Annotated in this window: 2 protein-coding genes and 1 pseudogene; 1 reads left to right on the top strand and 2 read right to left on the bottom strand. The window is 69.4% G+C overall.

All coding sequences use genetic code 11. The annotated features are described in order from the left end of the window. Both uvrA and tatC read right to left on the bottom strand, forming a co-directional pair. Positions 1–2,395 (bottom strand): excinuclease ABC subunit UvrA (gene uvrA / locus F3H13_RS14390; protein ID WP_149799690.1); only part of this gene is annotated, 2,395 nt, incomplete at its 3' end. A 116-nt stretch (positions 2,396–2,511) separates the two neighbouring features. Next, positions 2,512–4,749 carry a twin-arginine translocase subunit TatC gene (gene tatC / locus F3H13_RS14385; RefSeq protein ID WP_149799025.1) on the bottom strand — a complete coding sequence of 746 codons (2,238 nt, stop codon included), beginning with the start codon at positions 4,747–4,749 and terminating at the stop codon, positions 2,512–2,514. A gap of 176 nt (positions 4,750–4,925) precedes the next feature. On the opposite strand from tatC, the pseudogene F3H13_RS16430 reads away from it, so the two are divergent. Next, positions 4,926–5,388 (top strand): annotated as a pseudogene (locus F3H13_RS16430) (MFS transporter); the annotation flags it as partial.

The following is a 5,388-nucleotide window of genomic DNA, read 5'->3' as shown; positions in this document are numbered from 1 at the left end:
CGAGCGTCTCGTCGTTGTAGCGGGCGCCGCCGCACTCCTCGCAGGGGACGTACACGTCAGAGAGGAAGTTCATCTCGATCTTCACGGTGCCCTGCCCGCCGCACTCCTCGCAGCGCCCGCCCTTCACGTTGAACGAGAACCGGCCCTTCTCGTAGCCGCGGCGCTTCGAGAGCTTCGTCTCCGCGAACAGCTCGCGGACGTGGTCGAACACGTCCGTGTACGTGGCGGGGTTCGAGCGCGGCGTCCGCCCGATCGGCGACTGGTCGATGAGCCGCACCGTCTCCACCTCGTCGAGCCCCTCGATCGCGTCGTGTGCGCCGGGGTCGACGGAGGTGTTGTCGTTCATCTCGCGGGCGAGTCCCTTATAAAGAATATCGTTGACGAGCGTCGACTTCCCGGAGCCGGAGACGCCCGTCACAGTCGTCAGCGTGCCGAGCGGGATCGGCACGTCGAGGTCCTTCAGGTTGTGCTGGCGGGCCCCCCGAACCACGAGCTCGCCGTCCGGCTCGCGGCGCTCGCCGGGCACCGGAATCTCCTTGCGGCCCGCGAGGTAGTCGGCGGTCACCGACTCGTCGGTCGCGACCACCTCGTCGAAGTCGCCCTGTGCGACGACCTCGCCGCCGCGCTTGCCGGGGCCGGGGCCCATGTCGATGATTTCGTCGGCGCGCCGCATCGTCTCCTCGTCGTGCTCGACGACGATGAGCGTGTTTCCGAGGTCGCGGAGCCCCTCTAGCGTGTCGAGCAGGCGGTCGTTGTCGCGCTGGTGAAGCCCGATGGAGGGCTCGTCTAGGACGTACAGCACGCCGACCAGCCCGGAGCCGACCTGGGTCGCGAGCCGGATGCGCTGGCTCTCGCCGCCGGAGAGGGTCGACGCCTCGCGGTCGAGCGTGAGGTACTCTAAGCCGACCTCCTCCATGAAGCCGAGCCGCGCGCGGATCTCCTTTAATATCTCCTCGGCGATCGTCGTCTCACGCTCGTTCAGCTCGTCTTCCATCCCCTCGAAGTGCTCGCGCGCCTCGGCGATCGACAGCTCGTTCACCTCGGTGATCGAGGTCCCGGCGACGAGCACGTGCCGCGACTGCTCCTTGAGGCGCGTCCCCTCGCACTCGGGGCAGGTCGTCACGGCCATGTACTCCTCGATGTGGTCGCGGGCGCGCTCGGAGTCGGTCTCGACGTGGCGGCGCTCCAAGTTGGGGATCACGCCCTCGAACCGCTCGGTCTTCTCGCGGGTACCGTTCTTCGTGGTCCACTCGAAGTGGACGAGGTCGTCGGTGCCGTAGAGGAACTGCCGCTGAATCGACTCCTCGAGCTCTTCGAAGGCGGTGTCGAGGTCGACGCCGAAGTGGTCAGCGACGTTGTCGAGCTGCCGGGAGTAGTAGGTGCGGTCGTAGCTCCACGGCTCGAACACGTGCTTCAGCGGCTTCGAGGGGTCCTCGACGACGAGGTCCTCGTCGACCTCCTTCGTCGAGCCGATCCCCTCGCACTCGGGACAGGCCCCGTACGGGCTGTTAAAGGAGAACGAGCGCGTCTCGAGCGCCGAGAACTGTACGTCGGAGTTGGGGTTACCGAGCTCCTCGGAGAACTCGACGACGAGCCGGTCGTCGCCGTCGGCGTCCGCCGCGAGCGACCCCGTCGAGCGCGCGTTCGACGCGAAGGGGACGTCCTCGGGCGGGTCGGGGACGATCAGCTTGAGGACGCCGCCGGCCTCCTCGAGGGCGGTCTCGACGGAGTCCGTGATCCGCGAGCGCGCGTCCGGCGAGACCCGGACGCGGTCGACGATCACGTCGATCGTGTGGTCGTAGTTCTCGTCGAGGTCGGGGGAATCGAGGGTCAGGTCGACCGGCTCGCCGTCGACCTCGACGCGGGCGTACCCGTCGCTCACTAGCTCCTCGAATAAGTCCTCGAAGGCGCCCTTCTGGTCGCGGACGACCGGCGCCGCGACCTTCGCGCGGGTCCCCTCCGGAAGCTCGAGGACCTGGTTCACCATGTCCTGGGCGGACTGCTCGCCGACCTCCTCGCCGGTGACGGGGTCGTACTGCGTGCCGATCCGGGCGTACAGCAGGCGGAGGTAGTCGTGGAGCTCCGTGACGGTCCCCACCGTCGACCGGGGGTTGTTCGCGGCGTTCTTCTGGTCGATGGAGATCGCCGGGGAGAGCCCCTCGACGGACTCCACCTGCGGTTTGTCCATCTGCCCGAGGAAGTTGCGGGCGTACGCCGACAGCGACTCGATGTAGCGGCGCTGCCCCTCGGCGTAGACGGTGTCGAACGCGAGCGACGACTTCCCCGACCCGGAGAGGCCGGTGACGACGGTGAACTCCTCGCGCGGGATCCGGACGTCGAGGTCCTTGAGGTTGTGTTCCTCGGCGCCGCGGACCTCGATGTAGTCCTTGCTCATTTCTGTTCTTCCGTTGCGGGCGCGCGCGGGAATACTCGTCGGTCTCGCGGGTGGCTACCAAGGCCCGCGCCGCGCCCCGGACGGCTCAGCGTCCGCCGGACCACGCGCCGGACGGCTCAACGCGTCACGAACTCCGCGGGCGGCGAGAGGTCCCGCCGGCCGCCGAGGGTGACGACGAAGAGGACCCCGACTCCGAGCCCGTACGCCGCCATCAGCGGGATCGTCGCGAGGAACATCGTGATCACGTCGGCGGGGGTGAACACGGCCGCGACGAGCAGGATCCCGATCGTCACCTCCCGCCAGCGCTCCCGGAACACGCGGTACGGGACGCCGGCGTTGTTCATGAGGACCATCGCGATCGGGATGTCAGCGAGGAAGCCGATCCCGATAGTGGTGTAGATGACGAGCCAGAGGAAGTCGCTCACCTGGTAGGTGATGACCATGTCGGCGAGGCGCGCGTCGGTGACGAGCCAGCCGATGAGGCCGGGCGCGATGGTCGTGTAGCCGAGCACGAAGCCGCCGACCATGCCGGCACTGAGCGCGCCCGCCCAGAGGTACACCTGCGATATCCGCCCGGCGACGAAGCCGCGCTCGCGGAGCGCGGGCCACGCGTAGTAGAGGACCACGGGGAACGCGGCGACGATTCCGAGCAGCACCGAGAACTTCACCATGAAGATGAGCGCCTCGACCGGGTGGAGCGTGATGATGTTGATCCCGCCCTCTATCTCCGCCGGGACGCGCCGCTCGAGGTCGCCGCGGACGGTGCCGAGGCCGCCGAGGTACAGCCACGTGAACGCGGCCGCCATCACGACGCCGAAGACGGCGACGATCCGGAACGACCGCGAGCGCAGCGAGTCGAAGATGAACTTGAGGTCCTTGTAGTAGCCGCCGATGTCGTCTTCGGCCGACTCCTCGTCGCCGTCCGTGAGCTCGGCGAGGAACGTCGACCCCGCGCGGGAGGTCCGGTTCTGGACGGAGCCGACCAGACCGCCCTCGCCGCCGCTGCCCCCGCCCCCGCTGTCCGCGCTCGCGCCGTCCGCGCCGCTCGCGTCGGAGTCGCCGTCGCCGTCCCCGTCGCTCCCCTCGTTCACCTCGTCGTAGCGGTCGAGGATCGCCTGCGCCTTCTCCGGGTCGTCGTCGTCGATCGCGGCCTGCGCGAGCGCGAGCGACTCCCCCTCCTCCATCTGAGCGAACGCGTCCGGGGGGGCCGCCCGCACGCCCGCGGCGTCGAGTTCGTCCACGTCGATGGCGGTCGGGTCGCCGTACTGGTAGCCCGCGCTCGTTGTGTCGAGGTCGGTGTACACCGCCCACAGCGTCGCGACGGCGGCGAACGCGAGCGCCCACGCGGCGGCGTAGACCCCGAGCGCGGTCGTCGGGTCGACGCCGAGCCCGGCGCCCGGTTCGAGGAAGCGCCGGGTGCTCCCCGCGAGCCGCAGGAGGTCGTTGACCGCGGTCCGGCCGCCGTACTCGTAGAAGCCGTACACGAGCGCGCCGCCGAGGACGGTCGCCCCCCCGACGACGTTCCAGTGGTTCCGGACCGCGCCGGGGACGTCGATCCGGTCGGAGCTCCGCTTGGCCGTGACGACGAGCTTCGCGAGGTAGAGGCTGAAGCCGTACAGCGCGACCAGCGGGAACGCCCACAGCAGCTGCGTGAACGGGTCCGGCGGGGAGAAGACGGCGCCGAACACGAAGATGGCGACGACCGCGTAGCGCCACTTGTCGCGGAACGTCTCGTACGGGACGATCTCGGCGTACGACAGGCCGGTGATGACCATCGGCATCTGTCCGGCGAGGCCGAACGAAAGCGAGAGGAAGACGATGAACTCCGTCCACATCACGATCCCGTAGGTTGGCTGGATGTCGGCCTCCAGGCCGAATTCCGCGAGGAAGCCGAACATCAGCGGGAAGAAGGCGAAGACGCCGTAGGCGACGCCGGCGGCGAACAGCCCGGCGGCGAGCAGCCCGAGGAGCGCGAGCTTCCACCGGGCGATCGGCGACTGCGGCCACATGCCGCGGGCGCGGAGCTCGTCGCGGGTGACGTAGATAAGCGGCGGGATCGCGACGATCGCGCCCACGATCAGCCCGATCTTCGCCTGGAGGAGGATCACCTCGAACGGGGTCGTCGCGATGACGTCCGCCTCCGCGGCGACCTCGGGGCTCATGTTGGACTCGGTGACCTCCCTGAGCCGGTCCCAGATGTACGTGCGCAGCGCCCAGAACGTCGCGAGGAAGCCGATGAGGAAGACGACGAACACCTTCTGAAGGTCCTTCTGGATCGACCGAAGGAACGCCTTCGCCGTCTCCTGGCCCTCTGCGATCGACCGTTGGGTGTCCTCGTCGAGGGCGCTCGCCATACGGAGGGCGAAGGCCGTCGCCGTTATCAACCTTTTCGACCGCGGGCGCTCCCGCCCGCGACGCTCCCGCTTGCGACGCTCCCGCCCGCGACGCTCCGGGAGGCTCCGGCGATCGGCCCCGCGCGTCGCCGCTATCCGAAAAGGTTGATAACCGCCCGGTTGCGTACAGCAACTGAATGGACGACTCGGACCGGTCGCGCGACGACGACTCGGCCGCCGCCGATGGGTCGACCGACGAGGCCGACACCGACGGCGCCGTCGACGAGGGGTCCGAGCCCGGCGCGTCCGACGAGGGAGCCCCCGATGCCGCCGATCCGGGCCCGGACGGCGACGAGTCCGACGGGGATACCGAACCGAGCTCGGACCCCCACGCGAGCCTCGACCCGGACGAGGTCGTGGCCGCCGAGGACGCCGCGCGCGCCGAGGCCGTCGGCGACGACGGAGACGACGGCGACGATGCGGGCAGCAGCGAAGCGGACGCGAGCGACGCCGAGACCGGTGACGCCGACGACGCGGAGGCAGCTGCCGAAGTCGGAGCGACAGACGTCGAGGACGAGGAGATAGGCGTCGAGGACGAGGAGATAGGCGTCGAGGACGAGGAGATAGGCGTCGAGGACGAGGAGATAGGCGTCGAGGACG

Origin of the sequence: Halorubrum xinjiangense (assembly GCF_900102375.1) — an archaeon.
GTDB classification, from domain to species: domain Archaea; phylum Halobacteriota; class Halobacteria; order Halobacteriales; family Haloferacaceae; genus Halorubrum; species Halorubrum xinjiangense.
The sequence above is the reverse complement of the archived record's forward strand: the minus strand, read 5'-3'. Positions and strand labels throughout refer to the sequence as shown.